General features: G+C 64.9%; 24 protein-coding genes. 13 read left to right on the top strand and 11 right to left on the bottom strand.

All coding sequences use genetic code 11. The features are described from left to right. Positions 1-44: 44 nt before the first annotated feature. From F2P46_RS20895 to F2P46_RS20880, 4 genes are read left to right on the top strand one after another with little or no spacing between them, the layout of a single operon-like run. Positions 45-1,889, top strand: coding sequence for an alpha-amylase family glycosyl hydrolase (locus F2P46_RS20895; protein ID WP_229509377.1), 1,845 nt, complete (start codon positions 45-47; stop codon positions 1,887-1,889). A 34-nt stretch (positions 1,890-1,923) separates the two neighbouring features. Further along, positions 1,924-2,877, top strand: coding sequence for a PfkB family carbohydrate kinase (locus F2P46_RS20890; protein WP_229509376.1), 954 nt, complete (start codon positions 1,924-1,926; stop codon positions 2,875-2,877). 17 nt (positions 2,878-2,894) lie between these two features. Further along, on the top strand, positions 2,895-4,250 hold the full coding sequence (locus tag F2P46_RS20885) for an MFS transporter (RefSeq protein WP_166893724.1): 1,356 nt from the start codon (positions 2,895-2,897) through the stop codon (positions 4,248-4,250). A gap of 37 nt (positions 4,251-4,287) precedes the next feature. Next, positions 4,288-5,211, top strand: coding sequence for a PfkB family carbohydrate kinase (locus F2P46_RS20880; protein ID WP_166893722.1), 924 nt, complete (start codon positions 4,288-4,290; stop codon positions 5,209-5,211). Between the two features lie 99 nt (positions 5,212-5,310). Here the strand turns inward: F2P46_RS20880 and bfr are convergent, their stop codons facing one another. The 3 genes from bfr to F2P46_RS20865 all read right to left on the bottom strand — a co-directional run bounded on the left by bfr (position 5,311) and on the right by F2P46_RS20865 (position 6,816). Further along, complete coding sequence (gene bfr, locus F2P46_RS20875) at positions 5,311-5,787, bottom strand: bacterioferritin (RefSeq protein WP_166893720.1); 477 nt, start codon at positions 5,785-5,787, stop codon at positions 5,311-5,313. 104 nt (positions 5,788-5,891) lie between these two features. Then, a complete protein-coding gene (locus F2P46_RS20870) occupies positions 5,892-6,593 on the bottom strand; it encodes an energy transducer TonB (RefSeq protein WP_229509375.1) in 702 nt (233 codons plus the stop codon). Positions 6,594-6,600: 7 nt separating this feature from the next. Further along, the gene (locus tag F2P46_RS20865) at positions 6,601-6,816 is read right to left on the bottom strand and encodes a (2Fe-2S)-binding protein (RefSeq protein ID WP_166893718.1); all 216 of its coding nucleotides are present in this window, start codon (positions 6,814-6,816) and stop codon (positions 6,601-6,603) included. 225 nt (positions 6,817-7,041) lie between these two features. On the opposite strand from F2P46_RS20865, the gene F2P46_RS20860 reads away from it, so the two are divergent. The 3 genes from F2P46_RS20860 (at position 7,042) to F2P46_RS20850 (ending at position 9,511) form a co-directional block, all read left to right on the top strand. Continuing rightward, complete coding sequence (locus tag F2P46_RS20860) at positions 7,042-7,308, top strand: FeoA family protein (protein ID WP_166893716.1); 267 nt, start codon at positions 7,042-7,044, stop codon at positions 7,306-7,308. Between the two features lie 66 nt (positions 7,309-7,374). Then, complete coding sequence (locus F2P46_RS20855; RefSeq protein WP_166893714.1) at positions 7,375-9,279, top strand: ferrous iron transporter B; 1,905 nt, start codon at positions 7,375-7,377, stop codon at positions 9,277-9,279. Between the two features lies 1 nt (position 9,280). Continuing rightward, on the top strand, positions 9,281-9,511 hold the full coding sequence (locus F2P46_RS20850; RefSeq protein ID WP_166893555.1) for a FeoB-associated Cys-rich membrane protein: 231 nt from the start codon (positions 9,281-9,283) through the stop codon (positions 9,509-9,511). A gap of 41 nt (positions 9,512-9,552) precedes the next feature. Here F2P46_RS20850 and F2P46_RS20845 read toward each other — a convergent pair whose 3' ends face one another. The 3 genes from F2P46_RS20845 to F2P46_RS20835 form a co-directional block, all read right to left on the bottom strand. Next, a complete protein-coding gene (locus tag F2P46_RS20845) occupies positions 9,553-11,451 on the bottom strand; it encodes an alpha/beta fold hydrolase (protein WP_166893712.1) in 1,899 nt (632 codons plus the stop codon). Positions 11,452-11,527: 76 nt separating this feature from the next. Beyond that, a complete protein-coding gene (locus F2P46_RS20840; protein ID WP_166893710.1) occupies positions 11,528-13,450 on the bottom strand; it encodes a CocE/NonD family hydrolase in 1,923 nt (640 codons plus the stop codon). 195 nt (positions 13,451-13,645) lie between these two features. Next, positions 13,646-15,271 (bottom strand): FMN-binding glutamate synthase family protein, encoded by a 1,626-nt coding sequence (locus F2P46_RS20835; protein WP_166893708.1) that lies wholly within the window; start codon positions 15,269-15,271, stop codon positions 13,646-13,648. A 70-nt stretch (positions 15,272-15,341) separates the two neighbouring features. Here F2P46_RS20835 and F2P46_RS20830 point away from each other — a divergent pair, with 70 nt between their 5' ends. The 3 genes from F2P46_RS20830 to F2P46_RS20820 are packed head-to-tail and all read left to right on the top strand — an operon-like array spanning position 15,342 to position 17,198. Beyond that, the gene (locus tag F2P46_RS20830; RefSeq protein WP_166893706.1) at positions 15,342-16,013 is read left to right on the top strand and encodes a glutathione S-transferase; all 672 of its coding nucleotides are present in this window, start codon (positions 15,342-15,344) and stop codon (positions 16,011-16,013) included. Positions 16,014-16,017: 4 nt separating this feature from the next. Further along, positions 16,018-16,794, top strand: a complete 777-nt coding sequence (locus tag F2P46_RS20825; RefSeq protein ID WP_166893704.1) for a 5'-3' exonuclease H3TH domain-containing protein — start codon at positions 16,018-16,020, stop codon at positions 16,792-16,794. Between the two features lie 20 nt (positions 16,795-16,814). Beyond that, positions 16,815-17,198: an ANTAR domain-containing response regulator gene (locus tag F2P46_RS20820; protein ID WP_166893702.1), complete on the top strand. Its 384-nt coding sequence runs from the start codon at positions 16,815-16,817 to the stop codon at positions 17,196-17,198. A gap of 161 nt (positions 17,199-17,359) precedes the next feature. On the opposite strand, the gene mnmA is transcribed toward F2P46_RS20820, so the two are convergent. Both mnmA and F2P46_RS20810 read right to left on the bottom strand, forming a co-directional pair. Continuing rightward, positions 17,360-18,475, bottom strand: a complete 1,116-nt coding sequence (gene mnmA / locus F2P46_RS20815; RefSeq protein ID WP_166893700.1) for a tRNA 2-thiouridine(34) synthase MnmA — start codon at positions 18,473-18,475, stop codon at positions 17,360-17,362. Positions 18,476-18,490: 15 nt separating this feature from the next. Next, the gene (locus F2P46_RS20810) at positions 18,491-18,976 is read right to left on the bottom strand and encodes an NUDIX hydrolase (protein ID WP_166893698.1); all 486 of its coding nucleotides are present in this window, start codon (positions 18,974-18,976) and stop codon (positions 18,491-18,493) included. A 245-nt stretch (positions 18,977-19,221) separates the two neighbouring features. Here F2P46_RS20810 and F2P46_RS20805 point away from each other — a divergent pair, with 245 nt between their 5' ends. The 3 genes from F2P46_RS20805 (at position 19,222) to F2P46_RS20795 (ending at position 22,218) form a co-directional block, all read left to right on the top strand. After that, complete coding sequence (locus F2P46_RS20805) at positions 19,222-20,334, top strand: Re/Si-specific NAD(P)(+) transhydrogenase subunit alpha (RefSeq protein ID WP_166893696.1); 1,113 nt, start codon at positions 19,222-19,224, stop codon at positions 20,332-20,334. Between the two features lie 94 nt (positions 20,335-20,428). Next, a complete protein-coding gene (locus tag F2P46_RS20800) occupies positions 20,429-20,761 on the top strand; it encodes a proton-translocating transhydrogenase family protein (protein ID WP_166893695.1) in 333 nt (110 codons plus the stop codon). Beyond that, positions 20,758-22,218: an NAD(P)(+) transhydrogenase (Re/Si-specific) subunit beta gene (locus F2P46_RS20795; protein ID WP_166893693.1), complete on the top strand. Its 1,461-nt coding sequence runs from the start codon at positions 20,758-20,760 to the stop codon at positions 22,216-22,218. Before F2P46_RS20800 ends, F2P46_RS20795 begins: the two co-directional genes overlap by 4 nt. A gap of 168 nt (positions 22,219-22,386) precedes the next feature. Here the strand turns inward: F2P46_RS20795 and F2P46_RS20790 are convergent, their stop codons facing one another. The 3 genes from F2P46_RS20790 to F2P46_RS20780 all read right to left on the bottom strand — a co-directional run bounded on the left by F2P46_RS20790 (position 22,387) and on the right by F2P46_RS20780 (position 25,021). Next, positions 22,387-22,842, bottom strand: coding sequence for an Hsp20 family protein (locus tag F2P46_RS20790; RefSeq protein ID WP_166893691.1), 456 nt, complete (start codon positions 22,840-22,842; stop codon positions 22,387-22,389). Positions 22,843-23,324: 482 nt separating this feature from the next. Continuing rightward, a complete protein-coding gene (locus tag F2P46_RS20785) occupies positions 23,325-23,882 on the bottom strand; it encodes a hypothetical protein (protein WP_166893689.1) in 558 nt (185 codons plus the stop codon). Between the two features lie 221 nt (positions 23,883-24,103). Further along, on the bottom strand, positions 24,104-25,021 hold the full coding sequence (locus F2P46_RS20780; protein WP_166893687.1) for a sensor domain-containing diguanylate cyclase: 918 nt from the start codon (positions 25,019-25,021) through the stop codon (positions 24,104-24,106). Positions 25,022-25,120: the final 99 nt, after the last annotated feature.

Here is a 25,120-nt window from a genome sequence, read left to right as displayed (position 1 = left end):
GGCGCGTCCACCCTGCGCCGGCCGCGGCCTTTTTTTTGGCCACCATGACCACTTTCTCACCGCAGCAGCGCATGCTCGACGCGCTGCCTCTTCACCTGCGCGAGCAGGCGGCGCAGCGCTACGCCCGGCACGAACCGGTACTGCTGGACCGCCTGCAGCGGCTGTACGGCCATCGCGCCGATTTTCACGCGTGGTACGCGGACCTGATGGGCGCCGTCGGCGCGCTGCACGGCGCGCGTTCGCCGGAACTGCTGGCGCAAGATGCCCGGCGCGCCGCCGATCCCGCCTGGTTCACCAGCGAGCACATGCTCGGCTACAGCGCCTACGTGCGGCAGTTCGGCGGCAGCCTGCGCGGCGTGATCGGGCGCATCGCCCACCTGCGCGAGATGGGTGTGACTTACCTGCACCTGCTGCCGTTCCTGCGCCCGCGCGCCGGCGACAGCGACGGCGGCTTTGCCGTGGCCAGCTTCGACGAGGTCGATCCGGCCCTCGGCAGCGCGGCCGACCTGCTGGACCTGACGGCGGCGCTGCGCGGCGCCGGCATCAGCCTGTGCTGCGACCTGGTGCTCAATCACGTGGCCGACGATCACGCCTGGGCGCTTGGCGCCAAGGATGGCGACGCGGCGTTGCGCGACTACTTCCATGTTTTCCCCGGGCGCGAACAGCCGGACCGCTACGAACAGACGGTAGGCCAGATTTTCCCGGAGACGGCGCCCGGCAACTTCACCTGGGTCGATCCGATGCAGGCTTGGGTCTGGACCACCTTCTATCCCTTCCAGTGGGACCTGAACTATGCCAATCCGCACGTGCTGGCGGCGATGGTCCGCAGCCTGCTGGGCCTTGCCAACCGTGGCGTGGAAGTGTTCCGGCTCGATTCGACCGCCTTCCTGTGGAAGCGCGAGGGCAGCGACTGCATGAACCAGCCGGAGGCGCACGAACTGCTGCAGGTGCTGCGCGCGATCGTGGAGATCGCGGCGCCCGGGGTGCTGCTCAAGGCCGAAGCCATCGTACCCACGCGCGACCTGCCCGCCTACTTCGGCGACGCCGGCGGCGCGGCGCGCGAATGCCACCTGGCCTACCACAGCACCTTGATGGCGGCCGGCTGGGCCGCGCTGGCCGAGCAGGACGCCGGCCTGCTGCGCGCCGTCGCCGCCGCCACGCCGGCACTGCCGCCGGCCGCCAGCTGGCTGACCTATGTGCGCTGCCACGACGACATCGGCTGGAACGTGCTGCGCGCGGAGGCCCAGTCGCCGCGGCGGCTGGCCGCGATCGCCCATTTTTACGGGGGCGGCGACAGTGCCAGCTTCGCCGCCGGCGTGGCGTTCCAGACCAGCGCCGGGCGCGCCGTGCATGGCACCAATGGCAGCGCCGCCGCGCTGGCGGGCCTGGAGACGGCCCGCAGCCCGCAGCAGGAGGCATGCGCGCTGCGCCGCCTGATGCTGCTGCATGGCCTGGCGCTGGTCTTCGGCGGCATGCCGATGCTGTACATGGGCGATGAACTGGGCATGGAAAACGATTACGCGTATCTCGACGATACCGAGCGCGCGCGCGACACGCGCTGGGTGCAGCGCGCACCGTTCGACCAGCTGCGTTACGCGCAGCGCCACGATCCATCGACACCAGCCGGGCGTGTGTTTGGCGCCTTGCGCGCGCTGCTTGAACGGCGGCGCAGCTTGCCGGTGCTGGCCGCCGATGCGCCGCGCGCGCTGCTCGACACACAATACCCCGCCTTGCTGGCGCTGGCGCGCGGTGAGCGTTTTTTGAGCCTGTCGAATTTTTCGGCGCAGCCGCTTTCGCTGCGCCTGTCCGATATCGGCGCGGGGCAGTGGCCGGGCGCGGGCGACGTCATCGCGCTGGCGCCCTGGGACATGCTGTGGCTGGAGCGCTGAGCGTAGTATGATTTTTAACGATGGATCAAGTTCAATGAGGGCGGCGGACATGGAGCTGGCGACAGGATCGACCGTGCTGTTCGGGGAGGCGCTGGTGGACGACTTCGTTACCGGGCAAGTGGTGGGCGGCGCGCCCTTCAACGTGGCGCGCCACCTGGCGGCGTTCGGCAGCGCGCCCTTGATGATCACGCGGATCGGCGACGACCAGGCTGGCGCGCTGCTGCGCGCGCAATTCGAACGTTTCGGCCTGGCGCAGCAGGGTTTGCAGCGCGACCCCACCGAGCCGACCGGACGCGTGCTGGTCGAACGCGGCGACAACGGTCATCGCTTCACCATCCTGCCCGAGCAGGCCTATGACCGCATCGACAGCGCCGCCGCGCTGGCCGCGGTAGGAGGATGCACCCCATCGACCGTGTATTTCGGCACGCTGGCGCAGCGCCGCCCGACCTCGCGCGCGGCGCTGCGCGCGCTGTTGCACTCCTGCGACGCAGTGCGCTACCTGGACCTGAATGTGCGCGAAGGCCAGGTCAGCGAGCGCTGCGTGTTCGAGTCGCTGCACGAGGCCGACATCGTCAAGGTCAATGAAGAGGAACTGCGCGACCTGTTCGGCTGGTATACCCACACGCGCCAGGACACCGGCGACATGGGCGGCAGCGGCGTGCGCGGCGCCTGCGCGGCCCTGATCCGCATCTTCGCGCTCGAAGCCCTGATCGTCACGCTCGGGCCGCGCGGCTCGGTGTACTTCGGCGCCGACGGCGCCATCGTGGTCCATGCCGATACCGTCAAGCCGGCGCGCATGGTCGACACGGTCGGCGCCGGCGACGCCTTTTCCGCGCTCTTCTTGCTGGGGCGCGAGCGCGGCTGGCCGCTCGAGCTCACCCTGGCGCGCGCCAACGAGTTTGCCGGCGCCGTCTGCGCCATTGCCGGCGCGGTGCCGGCCGAACGCGCCTTTTACGCGCCCTACGTCGCGCGCTGGCGCGCCGACTGACCCCACGAAAGAGCACCATGTCGACCACCAAACCCACCTTGTCGTTCTGGCAGATCGTGAACATGAATGTCGGATTCTTCGGCATCCAGTTCAGCTTCGGCCTGCAGCAAAGCAGCATGAGCCCGATCTACAACTACCTCGGCGCCGACGAGGCCAGCCTGCCCTATCTGTGGCTGGCCGGCCCGGTGACGGGGCTGATCGTCCAACCCATCGTGGGCGCCATGAGCGACCGCACCGTCACGCGCTGGGGGCGGCGCACGCCGTACTTCCTGCTCGGCGCGATCCTGTGCAGTATCGGCCTGCTGTGCATGCCGTTCAGTCCCACCCTGTGGATGGCCGCCAGCCTGCTGTGGATTCTCGACGCGGCCAACAATGTGACGATGGAACCGTACCGCGCTTTTGTGAGCGACAAGCTCGATCCCGCCCAGCATTCGCTGGGCTTCATGACCCAGAGCGCGTTCACGGGACTGGGGCAGACCCTGGCCTACCTCACGCCGTCGCTGCTGGTGCTGGCGGGGATGAACAAGGATGCCGTCAACGCCAGCCAGATCCCGCACATCGTCATCGCCGCGTTCTTGATCGGCGCGGTGTTTTCGATCGCGTCGGTGCTGTGGACGGTCAAGACCACCGGGGAGCATCCCTTGAGCGCGCGCGAGGTGATGGCGCTGCGCGACCGGCCGCGTGGCTTCATGCATACCCTGCGCGAGATCGGCAGCGCAATGCGCGAGATGCCGCCGACGATGAAGCAGCTGGCGCTGGTCAAGCTGTTCCAGTGGTACGCCATGTTTTGCTACTGGCAATACATCACGCTGTCGCTGGCCACCACCCTCTACGGCACCACCGACCCGGCCTCGCAGGGCTTTCGCGACGCCGGGCTACTCAATGGCAAGGTCGGCGCGTTCTATAACTTCGTTGCCTTTATCGGCGCCTTCGCACTGGTGCCGTACACGCGCCGCTACGGACCGAAGGCTACGCATTGCGTGTGCCTGGCGCTGGCCGGGATCGGCATGCTGGCGATTCCCCAGATTCAGTCGCCGGCGCTGCTGTTGATACCGATGGTGGGCATTGGCCTGGCCTGGGCCAGTATCATGGGCAACCCGTACATCATGCTGGCCGGGAGCATTCCGCCCGAGCGCACCGGCGTCTACATGGGCATCTTTAACATGTTCATCGTGATCCCGATGATCATCCAGATTGTCACGCTGCCGCTGTACTACCGCAGTTGGCTTGGCGGCAATCCCGAGAACGTTATAATGCTGGCCGGCGCCCTCATGCTGTGCGCGGCGGCGGCTGTGCTGCGCGTGAAGGTCGATCGAGCGGGGCGCGCCGGTGTGCCGCCCGCGCCATCCGCGCTCGCCGGCGCCAAGCCATAGGCGTTGCCGGCGCCGCAACGCGCAAGGAACGAAGAAGATGACAACCGTAGTGTATGGCGAGGCGCTGGTCGACGACTTCCTCAGCGAGCAGGCGGTAGGTGGCGCGCCGTTCAACGTGGCGCGCCACCTGGCGGCCTTCATGTCGCCGCAACTGGCGATCACCCGCATCGGCGACGACAGGAACGGCGCCATCGTGCGCGCAGAATTCGAGCGCTTCGCCATGTCCGACGCCGGTTTGCAGTTCGATCCGATCGAAGAAACCGGGCGCGTGGTGGCCGAGCGCAACGTGCGCGGCCACCGTTTCGTGATCCTGCCGGGCCAGGCGTACGACTACATCAATCCCGAGCAAGCCTTGGGCGCGCTGGAATCGGTGGAGGCGTCGGCGATCTATTTCGGCACCCTGGCGCAGCGCTGCCCGCGTTCGCGCGACACCCTGTATGCGCTGCTCGACGCCAGCAACGCCACGCGCTACCTCGACTTGAACCTGCGCGAAGGCCAGTTCGACGAGCGCTGCGTGTTCCACTCCCTGCACGCGGCCGATATCGTCAAGGTCAACGAGGAAGAATTGCAGTCGCTGTTCGCGTGGTATGTGGATATCCATCCGACCGCGCCGCCGCTTGATGGCGACGAGGTGCGCGCGGCGTGCGCGGTGCTGGTGCAGATGTTTGGCCTGGAAGCGCTGATCGTGACCCTGGGTCATCGCGGTTCGGTGTACTTCGGCGCCGATGGCGCGGTGATCGTCCATCGCGACAATCCGCTGCCGCCGTTCGTGATCGATTCGGTGGGGGCGGGGGACGCGTTTTCGGCGCTGTTCCTGCTCGGCCGCGTGCGCGGCTGGGCGCTGGAAACGACCCTGGCGCGCGCCAATGAATTCGCCGGCGCGCTGTGCGCGATTCCGGGGGCGATACCGAGGAGCCTCGGCTTTTACGACAAATGGGTGGCGCGCTGGCGCAGTGGGTAACGCTCCGCCCTGTTCGTCTACTTGGGCTCCGTCATTCACGCGCCGAGAGCCGCCTTGGCGCGGGAATGACGGAGCTTAAGCGAAAGCCTTAGTACTTGATCAAGCGTGCTCGCCCATCTGGCTCTGCAGGTAGTTCTGAATCCCGACCTTGACGATCAGGTCCAGCTGCGTTTCCAGCCAGTCGATGTGTTCCTCGGTGTCTTCCAGGATCATCAAAAACAAATCGCGGGTGACGTAATCGGCTGCCAGTTCGGCTGCGGCGATGCCTTCCTTGACCGTCACGTGCGCGGCTTGCTCAAGTTTCAGGTCGCATTCGATCATTTCCTGGGTCGATTCGCCGATCAGCAGCTTGTGCAGCGCTTGCAGGTTCGGCAAGCCGTCGAGCATCAGGATGCGGTCGATCAGCTTGTCGGCGTGCTTCATTTCGCCGATCGATTCTTCGTATTCTTTCTTGGCCAGCTTCTCCAGGCCCCAGTGGCGGTACATGCGCGCATGCAGGAAATACTGGTTGATCGCGGACAGCTCATTGGTCAGCTGCGCATTGAGCAGCCGGATGACATTCTTGTCGCCCTTCATGGGAGGCTTTCTTTAGTGATGGAGAGTTTCTCCATGATAGCAAAAATCGCGCTACAACGACGAAAAGGGCCGCGTGGCCCTTGCTTTTGTTGCGCGCAAACCGATCAGCTGGCGAGCTGGAAGGTCAGCGGAACGATCACATACACCGACACCGGGTGGCCATCTTCCACGTGCGGCTTGAATACCGCGCGCAGGGCCGCCTGGCGGCCGGCTTCGTCAAGCCGCGACGAACCGGACGAGGATTGCACCTTGACCTGGTCGGGCATGCCTTTTTCATTGACCAAAATCAGCAGTACGACCTTGCCCTGTTCGCCCATGCGCTTGGACATGGTCGGGTACACCGGCTGCGGCGCCTGGATGTATTCCACGCCCGAGCTGATGGTCTTGGGACCGGTCGCCGGCGGCGCCGGCGGCGCGGCCACGACCACCGGGGCGGCCGGCGCTTCGCTCACCACCGGCGCCGACGGGGGCGAGGCGGTAATGGTGTTCTGGACTGGCACCTGCACGATCGGCGTGGGCGGCACCACCACCCGCGGGGGCGGGCGCAACGTGGCCACGGAAACGATTTTCGGCGCGCTCGGGGCGGCCGGCTTGGGCGGCGGCGGCGGGGCCACGAAGGTGACCATGATCGCCTGCGGCAGCGCCACTTCGGCCATGCGGTGCAGCAGGCCGCTCGAAATCAGGTAGAACAGTGCGGCGTGAATGGCGATGACGACCGCGAAGGGGCCGAACTTGGCGCGCAGCTTCGCCACCACGGCAGTGGGATCGCCCATGCCGGGGTCGGTGGAAAAGGTCATTGCGCTCATAGTGGACTCAGGCTGTTTGCGCCGAGCGGAACGACAACTCGGTGGCGTGGATGGTTTTGCTCTCAAGGTGCTGGTTCAGGACTTGCTTGGCGCAACTGGCGCATTTGCCGCAGCAGGTGGCCACGCCCAGGTCGCGGCGCAGCTCGGCCATCGACGACAAGCCGAGATCGACCGCCTGACGAATTTCGCGGTCGGAAATGTTATTGCAAACACAGACGATCATCGAAGCACCTTCCTTTAATCAGGGTCGGCGGACAAAATTGCCGCTTTCACCATAATGAGAATCATTATCATTAAGATTTGTATTCTGTCGGAACTCCAGATCGATTGCAAGTGGTTTACGCAAAAAAGGCCCAACTCCAAATGGAAATAGTTCGCATTTACGTTTATGATGCTAGTATCCAACACGATGTAGCGCGAATTCCACTTATCTTAGTGAACTGACAATATGACTCTTGCCCCCACCTTGATCACGCTCGATGCCCTCGTCCCCGGCCAGAGCGGCACTGTGATCCATATCGCGCCCTGCGCGGCGGACGCGGGTGCCGGCGTGGATGTCACGCGCCGCCTGATGGAGCTCGGCTTCGTGCCGGGCGAATCGATCCGCATGCTCAAGCGCTTGCCGGGCGGCGATCCGGTCGCGGTCAAGGTGGGCGACTCCACCTTCGCGCTGCGCCGCTTCGAGGCGTCGCTGGTGTCGGTCAAACCGGATTAAACGACAACACGACGACAACACGACGACAACACGACGACAACACGACGGAAACAACGGAAGCGGAAAATGGGTGCTGTAGAACCACAAGTCCAGGCAGTGACGCGCACGCCGCTCATTGCGCTGTTGGGCAATCCGAACTGCGGCAAGACTGCCCTGTTCAACCGTCTCACCGGCGCGCGCCAGAAGGTCGCCAACTACGCCGGCGTGACCATCGAGCGCAAGGAAGGCAGCTTCACTTCTCCCCTCGGGCGCGTCTTTAAAGTACTCGACCTGCCGGGCGCCTACAGCCTGTCGGCCACCACGCCCGACGAAGCGATCACGCGCGACGTCGTTGGCGGCCTGCGCGCCGGCGAACAGGCGCCCGACGCCATCGTCTGCGTGGTCAACGCCACCAACCTGCGCCTGAACCTGCGCCTGGTCCTCGAAATCCGCCGCCTCGGCCTGCCGATGGTGCTGGCGCTGAACATGGTCGACGTGGCCAACAAGCGCGGCATCAAGATCGACAGCGCCAGGCTGGCGCGCGAACTGGGCATGCCCGTGGTCGACACCGTGGCCGTGCAGAGCGGCGGCGAAATCGCCCTGCTCAAGGCGCTCGACCTGATGCCCGAATGTGGTACCGACGGCGCCCCGGTCAAGGCCGCGCCGCTGTCGGCCATCGACGCCGTGCCGGTCGAAGAAACCCAGCGCGAAGTGCGCCGCATCCTGGACGCCTGCGTGAGCTTCGCCAACGATACCGGCAACCTGTCCGAAAAAATCGACGACGTGGTGCTGCACCCGATCGCCGGCCCGCTCATCCTGGCGGCCTTGATGTTCCTGGTGTTCCAGGCCGTGTTCAGCTGGGCCGCGCTGCCGATGGAAATGATCAGCGGCGGCGTCGAGGCGCTCGGCGCCTGGCTTGGCGGAATGATGCACGAGGGCGTGCTGCGCAGCCTGCTGGTCGAGGGCATCCTCGGCGGCGTCGGCAGCGTGCTGGTGTTCCTGCCGCAGATCTTGATTCTGTTCTTCTTCATTTTGGTGCTGGAAGACTGCGGCTACCTGCCGCGCGCCGCCTTCTTATTGGATCGCATCATGGGCGGGGTCGGGCTGTCGGGGCGCGCCTTCATTCCACTGCTGTCGAGCTTTGCCTGCGCGATTCCGGGCGTGATGGCCGCGCGCACCATTCAAAATCCGCGCGACCGCCTGGTGACGATCATGATCGCGCCGCTGATGACCTGCTCGGCGCGCCTGCCGGTGTACGCGCTGATCATCGCCGCCTTCATTCCCAACCGCGATGTCGGCGCTGGATTCATCAACCTGCAGGGCCTGGTGCTGTTCATCCTCTATTTCGCCGGCATTTTCAGCGCCATGGCGGTGGCCTGGGTGATCAAGCGCTTCATGGGCGCCAACACGCACCAGCCGCTGATGCTGGAACTGCCAAGCTACCACTGGCCGCACCTGCGCAACCTGGCCATGGGCCTGTGGGAGCGCGCCAAGATCTTCCTGGTGCGGGTCGGTACCGTGATCCTGGCGCTGATGGTGCTGCTGTGGTTACTGTCGAGTTTTCCCGGCGCCCCGGAAGGCGCCACCCACCCGCCGATCTATTACAGTATCGCGGGCATGCTGGGCCGCGCGCTGGCCGTGGTGTTCGAACCGATCGGCTTCGGCTGGCAGATCTGCATCGCGCTGGTGCCGGGCATGGCCGCGCGCGAAGTGGCCGTCGGCGCCCTGGGCACCGTGTATGCGCTCTCGCAGACCGGCGACGAACTGGCCACCACGCTCGCTCCCCTCATTTCGCAGTCGTGGTCGATGCCGACCGCGCTGTCCTTGCTGGCCTGGTATGTGTTCGCGCCGCAGTGCATCGCCACCCTGTCGGTGGTGCGCAGGGAGACCGGCAGCGCGCGTTACGCCTTCATCATGGCCGGCTACATGTTCGCGCTGGCTTACGCCGCCTCGTTCATCACTTACCGCGTCGCCATTGCGATGGGAGCCTGAGATGCTTGACTATCTGATTGTGGGACTGATCGTCGCCGTGGCCGCGTGGTATGCGGCATCGAAGTATCTGCCGACAAGCTTGCGCAACAAGCTGTTCGGCAAGAAGAAGGCATCCGGCGGCTGCGGCAGCGGATGCAGCAGCTGCGGCACCTGTGAGGATGCGCCGGCGGCCCCTCGAACCGGTGCCGATACGCCACCGTCGCAGCGGGTGATCCAGCTTCACCTGAAGTAAGTTGCCGCCACTGGCGCGCGCTTGGCGTGCCGGCGCGCGGTCTATTCCGGCGCGCCCAGGTCGATCGCGGTCAGGTAACCGGTTTGTCCGGGCACCACGTGGTAGGTACGCCGGTACGGCGCATGACCGGCCACCTTGATGGTCAGGTCATACGCGCCTTCCTTCAGGCCGACGAAGGAAAAAAACGTCTTGAATACATGGTCCTGGCCGGCCTGGTAGGCGTCCAGGGTGCGGTCGCTGGTGTCGCCATTGGGCCGGATCTCGCGCCGCTCGCTGGCGCTGGCCAGCACGATGGAGTCGATGACGATGTCGTGCCGGTCGGCGCGCAGGCTGCCGGCCGGGTTGTCGGTGGAGCTGACATCGGCCCCGATGTAGCCCGACAAGGTGCCTTGCGGCGCGAGCGCGAAGGCCAGCTCGGGGACAAGGCCGGGGCCGATGTTGGCCTGCACGGCGGCCGGCGTGGTCTTGAATCCGCGCGCCAACAGGCTCACATGGTAGGCGCCAGGCGGAAAGGGACCGAGTTCGCGCCCGCTGTCGCGCGCGCCGACCGGCACCACGATGCGCTCGCGCGTGGTGTCGACCGGTTGCAGCACCAGCACCGGCGCCGACGCCGGCGTGGCGTCGCTCTGCGCGGAGAACGTCACGCGCAGCTTGCCCTTGCCCGCCGCCGGGGCGTCGCTGTCGCGCTGGTCGGCCGCCTTGAGCAGCGCCGCGTACTGCGCGAACACCTCGGGCGAGGACAGGATGCCGACGTGGCCCGCGTCGTAGCCGAACACGCGCCTGGCCTCGGACTGGGCGTCGGCGCGCAACTGGCTGGCCAGGGTGATGACGCCGTCGTTGCTGGCGGGGCGCAGCAGGCTGTAACGGCCGCCATGGCCGAACATCAGGTAGTAGTCGATCTCGCGCGGCAGCGGCTTGCGGAACAGCGTTTGCACGAAGCGCCCGCCGGCCCGCACATCGCGCCATGACGGGACCACCGCCGGCGAATAGGCGATGCCCTGGTCGGCCAGCGCATCGCCGCCCCACGGCGTGGACAGGCTGACGAACAGGGTCGCGGCCGGGAACTGGTCGCCGTAGTCGGCCAGGAACGAGCGCACCACCAGCCCGCCCATGCTGTGCGCGGTCAGGTACAGCTTGTCGTAGTGGTAGCGCCGCTGCAGATTGCTCAGCTTCCAGTACAGCAGGTAAGACATCGAATCGAGCGAAGACCCGGACGGGTAGTAGAAGATCCACGGCTGGTAGCGGCTGCGGTCCAGGTGCGCGATAAAGTAGCGCCAGTCCTGGGGCGAGCCGGCCGCGCCGTGCACGAACAGCACCGGCGTCTTGCGCGGATCGTACGCTTCCAGGAAGTAGATATTGCCGCCCACCTCCCTGAAAAAATCGACCGGCGCCCAGTAGCCGCGCTGCCCGGCCTGGGCCGAAAAGAGCGGGTCGTCGAGCGCCATGAGCGCGCCGACCTGGGTGCTGTGGGTTTTTGCGGGCAAACGCGCGGCGACCGAGGTGCCGGGCGGGATGGCGCTTTGCGGCGTGGCCGAGATCACCACATCGAGGCTGACCAGCGAACCGCTGCCGCTGGCGCGCACCGGCGCCGACGCGTAATGGCCGACCGGTTCGCCGGCGTCGAGCGCCAGGTTGCCGTTGGCGTCGCCGAAGGCAAACAGTGTGTACTCGCCCTTGGGCACGATCAGTTCATAGCCGCCCGCTTCATGCAGGACGGTGTAGTGCGCGATGTTGATCCGTCCGCCTTGCATGGTGCCGGCGGCGACGACGACCGGCCCGTCCCAGGCCTGGGCTCCTGTCACGTGCCCGGCCAGCACGGTCGATGAATAGAAGGTGGCCGATTCTTCCTTGAGCTTGACCAGCGCGCAGCCGCCCAGGCCAAAACAAACGCCCAGCCAGGAACAAAGAGTGAGCAATACCGTGCCGGATCGATTTCGCAAGAGACGCCTATTAACGCAGACCAAAGGAACTCCCCTTATACACAATATCGGCGCTGCCCGCTGGCCGGGCCTTGAATTATTTCGCGACCGGCACCACCGGCAGTTCGACCGCGCTTTCCATGCCCGGCGCGTGGAACACCTTGTGCGTGGCCTTGCGGTAGTCGCCCGGCTTGGCGAAGAAAATATTCGGCACGAAGGTTTGCGGATTGCGGTCGTACAGCGGGAACCAGCTTGACTGCACCTGCACCATGATCCTGTGGCCCTTGAGGAACACGTGGTCCGCGTTCGGCAGGGCGAAGCGGTAGCGCTCCACCTTGTTCGGCACGATCGCGGCCGGCTTGTCCAGGCCCGTGCGATAGCGCCCGCGGAAGATATCCATCGCGATGCCCAGCTGGTAGCCGCCCAGTTCCGGCTGCGAGGCCACTTCGTCCGGGTACACATCGATCAGTTTCACAACCCAGTCGGCGTCGCTGCCGGTGGTCGAGGCGAACAGGTTGACCATCGCCTGGCCCGAGATCTGCAAGGGCGCCTCGAGCTTGTCGCTCACGTAGGCCAGCACGTCCGGGCGGTCGGAGAATGCGCGCTGGTCGCTGGCCAGCCACGGCTTCCAGACCGCGCCGTCGAACATGCGCACCGGGCGCGCGATGAACGGCACCGGCTTGGCCGGGTCGGAGACGTAGTCGTCGGCCTGCGCATTGGCGGCGCCGGCGGCCGGCTTGTCGAAGTCCAGGCGCGCGCCGGCTTTCAGGTACAGCGGCTGCATGACGTCGGTCAGCGGCCACTTGTCGAGGCGCTGCCACTTGTTCGCGCCGGTGCGGTACGACAGCACCGGCGGCGTGTCGGCCTTGGGCGCGCCGTCCTGCAGGTACTGGTTAAAGAAGGGCAGCATCACTTCGCGCCGGAATTCGGCGGCGGTGTCGCCGGTGAAGCGGATCGCCCCCAGGGTCGAGCCGTCGTAATTGACCCCGCTGTGACGCCACGGGCCGACCACCAGGTGGTTCATGGTGTTGGTGGTGTCGAGTTTTTCGGTGGCGGCGTAGGCGGCGTACGGGCCGTAGATGTCTTCCTGGTCCCAGCGCCCCACCACGTGCATGGTCGGCACCTTGAGCGCGCGCGCGCCGAGCACGCGGTCGAGCGCCTGGTTCTGCCAGAAGCTGTCGTAGGCCGGGTGTTCGAAGATCTTTTTGGTAAAGGTCAGCTGGTCGATGCCGAAGCGCTTGGCGTAGTCGGACGCGGAACCGGCGCGCAGCGCGAATTCGTAGTCGTCGTAGACGCCGGTGGCGATGTTCGGCCCATTGCCGCGCGCGGCGGTCTGGCCGGCGATGTACGACAGGTTATTGACGCGGAAGGCGCCGTTGTGGAACCAGTCGTCGCCGCGCCAGCCGTCCACCATGGCGCTCATCGGCACCGCGGCCTTGAGCGCCGGGTGCGGATCGGCCAGCGCCATGAGCACCGTGAAGCCCTCGTACGAAGAGCCCACCATGCCGACCTTGCCGTTACTTTGCGCGATATTCTTGACCAGCCAGTCGATCGTGTCCCAAGCGTCGGTGGCATGGTCGACGGCGCTGGTGTTGAGCGGGCCGCGCAAGGGGCGCGTCATCACGTAGTCGCCTTCGGAGCCGTACTTGCCGCGCACATCCTGGTACACGCGGATGTAGCCGTTGGCCACATAGCCGTCGTCGCCTTCGGCCAGCATCGAGGCCATGTGCGGGCTCACATTGCGCTCGCTGCGCTTGGCCGCGTTATAGGGCGTGCGCGACAGGATCATCGGCGCGCGCGTGGCGCCCTTGGGAATGGTGATCACGGTGTGCAGCCTGACGCCGTCGCGCATCGGAATCATGACGATGCGCTTGACGTAGTCGGCGCCGTGAGCGGGCATCTCGAACGGGGTGGCGACGATGTCCGGCGCCATCGGCGCGGTCTGCGCGGCGAGCGGCGGGGAGCCGGCCAACAGGATCATTGAAAGGGCGGACAGGCGGATGGTGCGTTGGCGCGGCATGCATTATCTCCAGGATGGTCTTGTCGTTACAGCAATTCATTATTGCAATATTGCTTGATAGTACCTAACCATGCGCGCCTATGCAATCCGCATTGGCGCAAATTGACAGCGAATGAGCAATTGGTGGTCATTGTGACAAACCGCGCTTTTTGGGCCGGATAAAACCTGTATCCTCGCGGCCCCGGCCGGGTGGCCTCACGCCAGCGGCTGGAATGATTCGGCTTGCGCAATCGGCCAGTACAGCCCGAACACGGGCGGCAGGCGCTCGATCTGGTCCGGGTCGAGCAGTTCGCCTTCGGAGAGGTAGGGAATCAGGGTCGAGACCTGCTTGACCTGGTTGGGCGAGACGCGCCGCACCAGGTGATGGGGATTCAACTGGTCGGGGTGGGTCAGCCCGGCGGCGGCGATCAGGTGCGCCAGCGCCTTCATCGTACTCTGATGGAAGTTGGCCACGCGCGCGGTTTTGTCGGGCACGTCGAGCGCTTTCTGGCGCTGCTCGTCCTGGGTCGCCACGCCGGTCGGGCAGCGGTCGGTGTGGCAGCTCTGCGACTGCACGCAGCCGAGCGCGAACATGAAGCCACGCGCCGAATTGCACCAGTCGGCGCCGAGCGCGATGGTGCGCGCGATATCGAACGCGGTGATGATCTTGCCCGAGGCGCCGATCTTGATCTTCTCGCGCAGGCGCGCGCCCACCAGGGTGTTATGCACCAGCACCAGCGCTTCCTGCAAGGGCGTGCCGACATGGTCCGAAAATTCGACGGGCGCCGCACCGGTGCCGCCTTCGCCGCCATCGACCACGATAAAGTCGGGCACGATGCCGGTCGCCAGCATGGCCTTGACGATGCCGAAGAACTCCCACGGGTGGCCGATCGCCAGCTTGAAGCCGGTCGGCTTGCCGCCCGAGAGGGTGCGCAGGCGCTCGATGAAATGCAGCATCCCGATCGGGGTCGAAAAGGCCGCATGGCTGGCCGGCGACAGGCAATCGACGCCCACCGTGACGCCGCGCGCGGCGGCGATTTCGATGCTCACCTTGGCGCCCGGCAGGATGCCGCCCTGACCGGGCTTGGCGCCCTGCGACAGTTTGAGTTCGATCATCTTCACCTGCGGCTGCGTGGCGTTGGCGGCGAAGTTCGCTTCCGAGAAGCTGCCGTCCGGGTTGCGGCAGCCGAAGTAGCCCGAGCCGATTTCCCACACCAGGTCGCCGCCGTGCTGGCGGTGATAGCGGCTGATGCTGCCTTCGCCGGTGTCGTGCATGAAGCCGCCCAGGCGCGCGCCGCCGTTCAGGGCCAGGATGGCGTTGGCCGAGAGCGAGCCGAAACTCATGGCCGAGATGTTAAAGACGCTGGCGGTATAGGGCTGCGCGCGCGGGCACGATGGGTGGTTGCCGATCTCGATGCGAAAGTCATGGTCGCCCATGGGCGCCGGCGCCATCGAGTGGTTGATCCACTCGTAGCCGGCTTCGTAGACATCGAGCTGGGTGCCGAACGGGCGCTTGTCGGTTTCCATCTTGGCGCGCTGGTAGACGATGCTGCGCTGGTTGCGCGAGAACGGCTTGGCCTCGGTATCGTCTTCCAGGAAGTACTGGCGGATTTCGGGGCGGATCGACTCGAAGAAAAAGCGGAAGTGCGCCAGGATCGGGTAATTGCGGCGCAGCGCGCGCCGGGTCTGGGCCAGGTCGGCCACGCCGAGCGCGCTCAAGGCGCCGCTGAGGACCGCCAGCCACCATCCGGGGCCATCGCCCCTGAACGCAAGGATGGCCGACCATCCGAAGACGAGCAGGGAAATCAGGAAGGGCAGGTAGCGCGGCGAGACAAAGCTCATGGGGACTCCGTGGTCAACAGGCTGTAACAATGCTAAGCTAGCGCCGATTCAACACCGGCGAAAGAACCCAATGATCATTGTCCACCATTTGAATAATTCGCGCTCCCAGCGTATTTTGTGGCTGCTGGAGGAATTGGGCCTGGCGTACGAGATCAAGAAGTACCAGCGCGACCCCAAAACCATGCTCGCGCCGCCCGAACTGCGCGCGGTGCACCCGCTGGGCAAGTCGCCGGTCATCACCGACGACGGCAACACGGTGGCCGAATCGGGCGCCATCATCGACTACCTGCTCGAACGCTACGGCAACGGCAAATTCGTCCCGCCCGCCGGCACCCCGGACAAGCTGCGCTACACCTACTTCATGCACTACGCCGAAGGTTCGGCCATGACGCCGCTGTTGATGAAGCTCGTGTTCGACCGCGTCGAAACGAGCCCGATGCCGTTCTTCGCCAAGCCGATCGCGCGCGCCATTGCGCAAAAGGTCAAGGGCACCTACATCCTGCCGCAGATCGCGCAGCACCTGGCCTACCTCGAAGCCGAACTGGCCACCTCGAACTGGTTCGCCGGCCCGGAGTTCAGCGGCGCCGACATCCAGATCAGCTTCGTGCTGGAAGCGGCCGCCTCGCGCGGCGGCCTGGGCGACAAGTATCCGAAGCTGATGGACTTCCTGAACCGCATCCACGCCCGTCCGGCCTACCAGCGCGCGCTGGAACGCGGCGGCCTGTACGAACTGCTCAAGTAAGGCCGTGGGCAAGCTGCTGGCCATCGACGGGCTCAATATCGTACGGCGCGTGTACGAGGCCAGTCCCGAACCCGATTCGGCCGAGAAGGCCGACATCGCGCTGCGTCACGCGCTCTCGTCGTTCCGCAAGCTGTTGGGCGCGCACGCGCCGACCCATGTGCTGGCCGCTTTCGACCATGGCGGGCCGACCTGGCGCCACCAACTGTATCTGCGCTACCGCGAGCAGCGCGCGCCCATGCCATCGTTCCTGCGCGACGCGCTTCCCGGGTTTCATGCGAAGCTGGCGGGCGAGGGCCTGCACGTGCTCATGCTGCCCGGCGTGGAAGCCGACGATGTGATCGGCACCGGGGTGCTGCGCTGGCTGGCCGAAGGGCGCGGCGAAGCGATTGTGGCGTCCACCGACAAGGACTTGCACGGCCTGATTGCACACGGGGCGCTGGTGTGGGACCATTTCAAGGGCGAGTGGCATGATGACGCCTGGGTGCGCAACAAGTTCGGCGTGGCGCCCGAGCTGCTGGTGGACTTGCTGGCGCTGATGGGGGACGTGACCGACGGCGTCCCGGGCGTGTCCAAGGTTGGCATGAAGACGGCGGCCAAGCTGCTTAACGCGTACGGCAACCTGGACGCGGTGATGGCCGGCGCCGGCATTCTCAAGACGCCGGTGGGCGAGCGCCTGCGCGCCGAACGCGAGGTGTTGTATTTGTCGCGCCAACTGGTGCAACTGAAGACCGACGTGCGCCTGGGCGTGACCTGGAACATGCTGGCATTCGAAACGTTCTGACCAAAAAAGGAAACGACGCGATGTTAAAAGCAGTGATCGTCGATGGGAATGCGATTTCGCGCGGCTTGTTGAGCAGCGTGTTGACGGAGGGCGGCTACAACGTGGTCGGCGACACGCATACGGGGCTCAAGGGTTACCTGATGGTGCAGAAGTACCATCCCCAGATCGTGTGCGTGGCGTTGGAGCAGGTCGAGGATGGCGGCGAGATCGTCGAGCAGATCCGCGCGCACCAGCCCAAGACGCTGATCTTCATGGTCTCCGGCACGCTCGACGCGCCCACCGTGCAGGCGGCGGTGGCGCGCGGGGTGCAGGGGTTTATCGTCAAGCCGTTCAAGGCCGACGCGGTGCTCAACACGATCAGGAATACGGTGCTGGCGGTGATCAAGAAACAGAAGGCTGGCTGACGCACGGCGCCGTTCCGGCCGCCACTTCCGTCGTTCCCGCGAAGGCGGGAACCCAAGTTTGTGCCGACGCCGCTAGCTGCGCAATAAACTTGGGTTCCCGCCTTCGCGGGAACGACGCGTAGGGGCGGAACGACGCAAGTCAGCATCGCCAACGACGTCACTTACCCCGCCGTCGATCCCGCGATAATCCCGCCGCCCAGGCACACGTCGCCGTCATACAGCACGGCCGACTGCCCGGGCGTGACCGCCCACTGCGGATCGGTGAACCCCAGGCCGAAATTGCCCATGCCGTCGGGCGTGAGCACGCATGGGACGTCGGCCTGGCGGTAGCGCGTCTTGGCCGACATGGCGCGCGCCTCGGGCGCCTTGCCCGCCACCCAGCTGGCCTGGTCGGCGTGCAGGGTGCTAGATAACAGCCACGGGTGGTTATGCCCCTGCACGATGTACAGGGTGTTGTTCTCGATATCCTTGCGCGCCACGTACCAGGCGTCGCTCGATCCGTCGTCGTTCTTGTACTTCTTCATGCCGCCCACCCCGATGCCCTTGCGCTGGCCCAGGGTATAGAACGACAGTCCCACATGCTCGCCCACCACGGTGCCGTCGTCGGTCTTCATCGGCCCCGGCTTGTACGACAGGTAGCGGTTCAGGAAATCGCGGAACGGCCGCTCGCCGATGAAGCAGATGCCGGTCGAATCCTTCTTGGCGGCGTTCGGCAGCGCCAGCTTCTCGGCGATCTTGCGCACTTCCGTCTTCGGGATTTCACCGAGCGGGAACAGGGTGCGCGACAACTGCGCCTGGTTCAGGCGATGCAAAAAATAGCTCTGGTCCTTGGTATGGTCGAAGGCCTTGAGCAGCTCGAAGCTGCCGGCGTTTTCGCGCACGCGCGCATAGTGGCCGGTGGCGATCAGGTCGGCGCCCAGGTGCATTGCATGGTCGAGGAATGCCTTGAACTTGATCTCGGCGTTGCACAGCACATCCGGATTCGGGGTGCGCCCGGCCTGGTATTCGCGCAGGAAGTCGGCGAACACGCGGTCCTTGTATTCGGCCGCGAAATTGACCGCCTCGATGTCCACGCCCACCACGTCGGCCACGCTGGCCGCGTCGATCCAGTCCTGGCGCGTCGAGCAGTATTCGGAATCGTCGTCGTCTTCCCAGTTTTTCATGAACAGGCCGACCACGTCGTAGCCCTGTTCCTTGAGCATCCACGCCGCGACCGAGGAATCGACTCCGCCCGACATGCCGATCACGACTTTCTGCTTCTTCCCTGCGTTTGCCATTGCATTACATCCGTCTCAAGTTAATCCACCCTCGAACACCGAGGCGTGGGTGTGCAGCATTTCCAGTGGCATGCGGCGGCCACCGAGGTAGTCGTCCACGCACTGCAGCATCAGCGGGCTGCGGTGGCGCTCCTGGCAAGCGGCCATTTCGTCGCGCGTCATCCACAAGGTGCGGATGATGCCGTCGTCGAGCGGCTGGTCATGCTCTTGCCCGGCCTGGCCGCAAAAGGTGAAGCGCAGGTACGTCACGTCGGTGCCGCGCCGCTTGGAGGTGTAGCGCGACATGTACACGCCCACCAGCGCCTCGGGCATGAAGTCGTACGCCGTCTCTTCCAGCACCTCGCGCACCACCGCCTGGGCCAGCGTTTCGAGCGGGTCGAGGTGGCCCGCCGGCTGGTTCAGGCGGATGCCTTCGCTGGTTTCTTCTTCAATCAGGAGGAACTTGCCATCACGCTCGATGATGGCGGCAACGGTAACGGAGGGTTTCCAGATATGCGGCATGCGTGTCCTTCAAAATGAGCCATCATTTTACCTTCATGCAGCATCGCTTGCCGATCCGGCATCGAACACAAGCCTGAAACACGGATGCGGGTATTGATCTGATACAAGAAAACGCTGGATTTTGCGCATTGCGCAGTGCAACCGGTTTGGATGTGGAAGACTTCATCTAGAAAAAACGGATGGTCGTGCTATTTTTGGGTTTGCGTGTACTATCGTGAGCAGTTTATTAATTCTATGGAGGCGTCATGAGAATAGGCATACCGGCCGAAACGCGGTCGGGTGAAACCCGTGTTGCAGCAACTCCCGAAACGGTCAAGAAGCTCGCCGCCAAGCACCAGGTGGTGGTCCAGGCGGGCGCCGGCCTGATGGCATCCGTTACCGATGAAGCGTATGCCGCCGCCGGCGCGACCATCGGCAGCGCGCTTGACGCGTTTGGCTGCGACGTGGTGCTCAAGGTACGCGCACCGAACGCCGCCGAACGCCCTCTCATGCAAGCCGATGCCGTGTTGATCGGCATGCTCAACCCTTTCGACACCGACAATATCGCCGCCATGGCGGCCGCCCGCCTGCGCGCCTTTGCGCTCGAAGCGGTGCCGCGCATCACGCGTGCGCAGTCGATGGACGTGCTCTCGTCGCAGGCCAACATCGCCGGCTACAAGGCCGTGATGATGGCCGCCAACACCTACCAGCGCTTCATGCCGATGCTGATGACCGCCGCCGGCACCGTGAAAGCGGCGCGCGTGCTGATCATGGGCGTGGGCGTGGCCGGCCTGCAGGCCATCGCCACCGCCAAGCGCCTGGGCGCGGTGATCGAAGCGTCCGACGTGCGCCCGCCCGTCAAGGAGCAGGTCGAGTCGCTCGGCGCCAAGTTCATCGACGTGCCCTACCTCACCGACGAAGAGAAGGAAATCGCCAAGGGCTCGGGCGGCTATGCGCGCTCGATGCCGGCCGACTGGATGCGGCGCCAGGGCGAACTGGTTCACGAACGCGCCAAGCTGGCCGACATCATCATCACCACCGCCTTGATTCCCGGCCGCGCCGCGCCGGTCCTCATTTCCGAAGAAACGGTCAAGGCCATGAAGCCCGGCTCCGTGATCGTCGACCTGGCTGTCTCGCAAGGCGGCAATTGCCCGCTGTCGGAACTGAACAAAACGGTCACCAAATACGGCGTCCACATCATCGGCGAGCCGGACCTGGCGACCCTGGTGGCGGCCGACGCCTCGGCCCTGTATGCGCGCAATGTGCTCGATTTCCTCAAGCTGGTCATCGACAAGGATGAACAGCTGGTGATCGACCGCGAAGACGAGATCCTCAAGGCCACCCTGGTGTGCGCCGACGGCGAGGTACTGCGCAAGTAGAACGCGGGGCGCCACACCGCTACAGCAACGATCACACAAGCAAGGCAGGACGGGCCGCGGCCCGTTGTCACATCAACGTCAAGAGGGAGGCAACATGGAAGTCAGTCACACCATCATCAATCTCATCATCTTCGTGCTGGCCATTTACGTCGGCTACCACGTCGTCTGGACCGTCACACCCGCACTGCACACGCCCCTGATGGCGGTCACCAACGCCATCTCGGCGATCATCATCGTCGGCGCCATGCTGGCCGCCGGTCTGACCACCGGCATCGTCGGCCAGGTCTCCGGCACCCTGGCGGTGGCGCTGGCGGCGGTCAATGTGTTCGGCGGCTTCATGGTCACCCAGCGCATGCTCGAGATGTTCCGGAAAAAGGAACCGAAAGCGAAGGCCGCGCCAGCAGCCAAGGCGGGGGAGCACGCATGAGCTACATCAGCATGAACCTGGTGACGATGTTCTACCTGATCGCGTCGGTGTGCTTCATCCAGGCGCTCAAGGGCTTGTCGTCGCCGGCCACCGCGCGTACCGGTAACGCCTTCGGCATGAGCGGCATGGCCATTGCCACCATTACCACCGTGGCGCTGATCTTCAAGCTGCAGGCGCAAGCGGCCAGCACCGGGGGCCTCGGCTTCACGCTGGTGCTGATCGGCGTGGTGGTGGGCGGCGGCATCGGCGCCTTTGCCGCCAAAAAGGTCGAGATGACCAAGATGCCGGAACTGGTCGCGGCGATGCACTCGCTGATCGGCCTGGCCGCGGTCTGCATCGCGATCGCCGTGGTGGCCGAACCGTGGGTGTTCCAGATCACGACGCAGGGCGTGGCGCTGCCGTTCGGTAACCGCCTGGAACTGTTCATCGGCACCTTTGTCGGCGCGGTGACCTTTTCGGGTTCCGTGATCGCCTTCGGCAAGCTGTCGGGCAAATACAAGTTCCGCCTGTTCCAGGGCGCGCCGGTCAGCTTCCCGGGCCAGCACATGCTCAACCTGGGCATCGCGGTCGCGCTGGTCGCGCTCGGCCTGGTGTTCTGCTTCGCGCCTGGCGTGGAGCCGGCCTGGACCCCGTTCATCATCATGGCGGTGCTGGCGTTCATTCTCGGCGTGTTGATCATCATTCCGATCGGCGGGGCCGACATGCCGGTGGTGGTGTCGATGTTGAACAGCTATTCCGGCTGGGCGGCGGCGGGCATTGGTTTTTCGCTCAATAACTCGATGCTGATCATCGCCGGTTCGCTGGTCGGTTCGTCCGGCGCGATCCTGTCGTACATCATGTGCAAGGCGATGAACCGCTCGTTCTTCAACGTGATCCTGGGCGGCTTCGGGGGCGACCCGGCGGCCGCCGCTGTTGGCGGTGCGCAGGAACAGCGTCCGGTCAAGTCGGGTTCCGCCGATGACGCGGCCTTCATCATGAGCAATGCCGAAACCGTGATCATCGTGCCGGGCTACGGCCTGGCCGTGGCGCGCGCCCAGCACTCGCTCAAGGAACTGGTCGAAAAACTCACCCACAAGGGCGTGATCGTCAAGTACGCGATCCACCCGGTGGCGGGACGCATGCCGGGCCACATGAACGTGCTGCTGGCCGAAGCCGAGGTGCCGTACGACCAGGTGTTCGAGATGGAAGACATCAACGGCGAATTCGGCCAGACCGACGTGGTGCTGGTGCTGGGCGCGAACGACGTGGTCAACCCGGCGGCCAAGGATCCCAAGTCGCCGATCGCCGGCATGCCGATCCTGGAGGCGTACAAGGCCAAGAGCATCATCGTCAACAAGCGTTCGATGGCGTCCGGCTATGCGGGGCTCGATAACGACCTGTTCTACCAGGCCAACACGATGATGGTGTTCGGCGACGCCAAGAAGGTGATCGAGGCGATGGTCAAGGCGGTCGATTAGGCATCAGCAGCAAGCAATCAGCAGCAAGCAATCAGCAGCAAGCAATCAGCAGCAAGCAATCAGCAGCAAGCAATCAGCAGCAAGCAATCAGCAGCAAGCAATCAGCAGCAAAAAAACGCCGCCCGGTAACATAGGGCGGCGTTTTTTTATGGGGCCGGCAGGCCCCGATCAGGCGGCCTGGCGCTGTTCCAGCGCCTGCACGTTGTCGCCGCCGTCGATGAGGATACGGCGCGGCTTGAGGGCCTCGGGCACTTCGCGCACCAGTTCGATGGTCAGCATGCCGTTGTCGAACGAGGCCGTGGTGACCTTGACGTGGTTCGCCAGCTGGAAGCGCTGCTCGAAATCGCGTGCCGCGATGCCTCGGTGCAGGTAGGTAGGCTGCGTGTCCTCTTTCTGCTTGCGGCCGGTGATCTGCAGGCTGTCGCGCTCGGTGATGATCTCGACTTCCGACCGGTCGAAGCCGGCCAGCGCCATCACGATGCGGTACTTGTCGTCGCTGACCAGTTCAATGTTGTACGGTGGATAGCTGGGCTGCGCGTCGGCGCGCTGCGATTCCAGCAGGTTGGCCAGGCGGTCGAAGCCGATAGCGGAACGATAGAGAGGAGCAAGGTCGAATGTGCGCATGATAAGTATCCTTTTAGAAGTTAAGCGATAGGTTGACGGACCTCCGTGGAGCATCCGTTGAATCCAATCTAAAGGCGGATGCGACAGTTTTCAAGGCCTTGAAAAAGTCGTTTTTTTGCCCAATGCGCCGAAAAATATCCTGAAAATTTTTTGATCGGGCAAAAATGATTCAGCGGGATCGTCCGCGCCGCCGCTCGTCTTGCTGTCGCCGCGCGCATGCAATCAGGAAACTAAATGCACGAGTGTTGTACCTGTTGCCGCAGCAGGGCGTCCGGCAATAGGGACAACGCTCCGCCGTTTGCGTAACGGTTTGCAACTCAGAGCCAGGATACGGGCACGGCATGCCGCAGCGGGCCCTGGGGCGCCGCGTACATGCCAGCGGACCTTGAAAGAACCGTCGCGAGTGGTGTAAGTTCAGCCGGCCACGTGCAAGGGCGCGGCTGGCGCGTTCTCTCGCCGCTCGCGACGGTTTTTCGAGGCCCCTACAGCGTGCGGGTATAGATCAGCGTGTAGGTATCGACACGCTCGAGCTGCCCCTTTGAGGGATCGAGAGGAAGTACCTGCAAGGTGGCCGCGACGTACACATTGGCGGTGCGGTCATCGTACTCGACGACGATGGTGGGATCGCCCAGGAATGGCGCCTTGGCGTACACCCGTTCCGGGTGGGCGTACGGAATGCGAGGATCGGGAATTTCCTTGTTGAGGTCCACGGTGTGGCTCAACTGCGTGCCGTCGCGCGCGCGCCACTTCATTTCCATCAGCCCGGTGAACGCCTTGTAGTAACCCGCTGTTGAGCCGGGGACCCGGTTGACGTCGGACGCCAGTTTTTCGCGGGCGACCTGGGTTACGCATAGCTGGCTGACCAGGCCCGCATATTTCAGCCAGGCGTTGGTGACGCCACTGTAGCAAGTCAGTCCAATGTTGTGCGTCGAATAGCCGATCCCCTTGTCGTTCAATGTCGCGGCGCATCCTTGCAGCAGTAAAAGTCCAGCTAACAAAGGAATGAGCGCTTTTGTTGCTAACGGTTTTGGTATGTTCATGCCGGATTTCCTTTGATTGTCAGGCGCGCGGCAGCGATCGGCCCAGGCATCGGGTCGATGAGAATGCCTGTCACAGCGTGCGGGTGTGGATCAGTGTGTACGTGCGCGCGAAAAGTCTATTTTGTATCATTTCAGAGTTTGCGCAACATCATTTTTTGTTGCTTACTACTCAAACAGGATCATTGCGGGCCATGCAGCTTCGCAGGGAACGAGGCGATGCCTCAGCCGCCGCGCACCCGATTGCGGCCCGCGTTCTTTGCCTCGTACAGCGCCGCGTCCGCGCGCGTGAGCGCCTCGTTGAACGGCATCCCCGGCGCCAGTTGCGCCAGCCCGATGCTGATCGTCACGCGCACCTGCTCGCCCTGCGGCGTGACGATGGCGCCGTTTTCCACCGCCCCGCGAATACGGTCCGCCACCACGTTGGCGGTAGCGCCGTCCAGCCCCGGAAACAGCAGGGAGAATTCCTCCCCGCCGGTGCGCGCGACAAAGTCGGTGGCGCGCGAGGCCATGCCGATCAGGCCCGCCACCGCAACGAGCACCGTGTCGCCGGCGGCGTGGCCATACTGGTCGTTGATCTTCTTGAAGAAATCGATATCGGCGATGCCCACGCAGGTCAGCGCGCCGCTGCGGGCCGCCCGTGCGCAGGTGAGCAGCGCTTCGGCATCGAAGGCGCGCCGGTTCGGCAGGCCGGTCAGCGCATCGCTCAGCGCCTGCTTTTCCAGCCGCGCCAGCAGCGCGTCGCGCTCGGCCTCCATGCGGCGGCGCGCGCGCAAGTCTTCGAGAAAGGCGCCGAAGTAGCGCTTGCCCTCGTGGACGCCGAGGTCGATCGCCTTCATTGCGATCGGGACCATCTCGCCGGTGCGGTGCCGGATCGCGAATTCGCGCACCTGCCCGAGCACCGTCGACTCCTTGCAGCTGTCCAGGTAGGCGCGCACGTAGCGCGCGTGCTGGCCCGCCAGGTTGGCTGGCAGCAGGCCGGTCAGCGGCTGTCCCAGCGCCTCGCCCGGCGCGTAACCCGACAAGGTCTGCATCGCGCCGTTCTGGTAGCGAATGGCGCCGTCTTCATCGATGACGACGATGGCGTCGAGCGCGTTCTCGAGCAGGCGCAGGGAGACAGTGCAGGGCAGGGTGTCGAGCATGATCGAAAGCCGCAGGGACGGGGGACTGTACCGACCTTAGCATATAAGTTTCTGAATATCATGAAGAATTGCCGGGATTTCGCGCAGCTTGACCCTTGG

Source organism: Massilia sp. CCM 8734 (genome assembly GCF_011682155.1).
Lineage (GTDB): Bacteria > Pseudomonadota > Gammaproteobacteria > Burkholderiales > Burkholderiaceae_D > Telluria_A > Telluria_A rubra.
The sequence above is the reverse complement of the archived record's forward strand: the minus strand, read 5'-3'. Positions and strand labels throughout refer to the sequence as shown.